This window comes from Syntrophaceticus schinkii, from assembly GCF_000946815.1.
GTDB lineage: Bacteria > Bacillota > DSM-12270 > Thermacetogeniales > Thermacetogeniaceae > Syntrophaceticus > Syntrophaceticus schinkii.
The window spans coordinates 1-1,514 of the sequence record NZ_CDRZ01000174.1 but is presented as its reverse complement, the minus strand read 5'-3'; the positions used below and the strand labels follow the sequence as shown (position 1 = coordinate 1,514).

The 1,514-nt window shown below is 51.3% G+C and carries 1 protein-coding gene and 1 pseudogene; both read right to left on the bottom strand.

Annotation, left to right across the window (positions count from 1 at the left end):
• Positions 1-724 (bottom strand): annotated as a pseudogene (locus SSCH_RS21395) (reverse transcriptase domain-containing protein); the annotation flags it as partial.
• A 411-nt stretch (positions 725-1,135) separates the two neighbouring features.
• Entirely contained in the window at positions 1,136-1,342 is a 207-nt protein-coding gene (locus SSCH_RS07055; protein ID WP_198142174.1) for a hypothetical protein, read from the bottom strand.
• Positions 1,343-1,514: the final 172 nt, after the last annotated feature.

Genomic DNA, 1,514 nt, shown 5'->3' with positions numbered 1-1,514 from the left:
TCTTTCCGCCTTCACTCTGAACTTGCCTCTTTTGCTCCGGCTGCAGTAGTGGGTGAACCCTAGGAAGTCAAATGTCTTGGGCTTCTTTCCCCCTGCTCGACTCCTGGCCTCTGCCTGTCGTCCAAAGGTTATTATTTGGCTCTTCTCTTCAGCTATCTCCAGGTTGAACTTCTTCAGCCTACTCTGCAGTGCATTGTAGAACCATCGGGCATCTTCTTCATACTGAAAACAGCATACAAAGTCATCTGCATATCTGACCATGTGGGCTTCTCCTTTGCAGTGCTTCCGCACTGTGCTGTAGAACCACACGTCCAGTACGTAGTGCAGGTAGACATTTGCCAGTATCGGTGACACTACTCCCCCTTGCGGTGTCCCTTCTGGTGTACCGTAGCTTACTCCTGCCTCTACGTATTCCAGCTTTGAGGAAGCGTGCGATGAGTCTTAGCGATGTTTGGGTCTGTCGTATGCGCAGTTTTAGGCATTCCATCATCCATTTGTGGTCTACGTTATCGAAGAAACCTTTAATGTCCGCATCAACTATGTAGTTTATTGGTCGATTTTCGATGATGGCATTTAGTGCTTTTAGCGCATCATGGCATCCCCGCCCTGGCCTGAATCCGTATGAACAGCCTAGAAAGTCTTGCTCATAGATGGCGTTTAATATGCGTGCCATCGTCACCTGCACCAGCTTGTCTTCATATGCCGGTATGCCCAGTGGCCTCATTTTGTTACTTCCTGGCTTGGGAATGTAGACCCGCCTCACCGCTTGCGGTTTGTAGGCCTGTCTCTTCATCCTTGCTACCAGGTCTTTCACATTGGCTTCTAGACTCTCTTCATATTCTGCCTTACTTACTCCGTCCACCCCGGACGCTTTTCGTTCCGGCATGCCCATATGGGCTGCCATGAGCGTTTCTTCATTGATTAGATGGACTAGTGTTGTGAATTTTAGCTTTGGGTTTTCTCTTGCTTTCTCCGCTATCCTTGTCAGTTTCGTTTCCACTACTTACTCTCCTCCGGTGAGTTAGTGTTCCTCTTCCAAGGGTAATGACTCCGCTACTGCCTTTCCTCTACAGGAGTTACCCTGCTTCATCGGTACTATGCAGTAATCCGACTCCCTGCGCGCCTTTTGGCTTCCTCACTTTGTATCGCTTGTCTGCCATACTCCTTCTTCGGAAGAGCCCGCAGGGTCTCCCAAGTTGCCGTGAACCAACTGTGTACAGCGTGCCAAGGTCTTTGACTCCGGGGAAGTTCCGGCCTGCTCGCCTCTATCGCCTGCCGAAATGTTGCCTTCTTCAGGACGGAATGAATCGGCCTTCCCATCTCGCACTATTTCGAAGCTCAATCCCTTCAACCTTGCGGCTTTCGGCCCGCTGTCTCGCCTGCCTACGCTTAAACATAGCTGTTACCAGCTATGCTCCAAGGCTGCGTACGGGTGGTTGGCTAAACCTTGCCCGGTGGGATTCCCACCCACTCGAGTCGTCACGACCTGGCCTTGTCCGCTCCCGGTCCCCTGA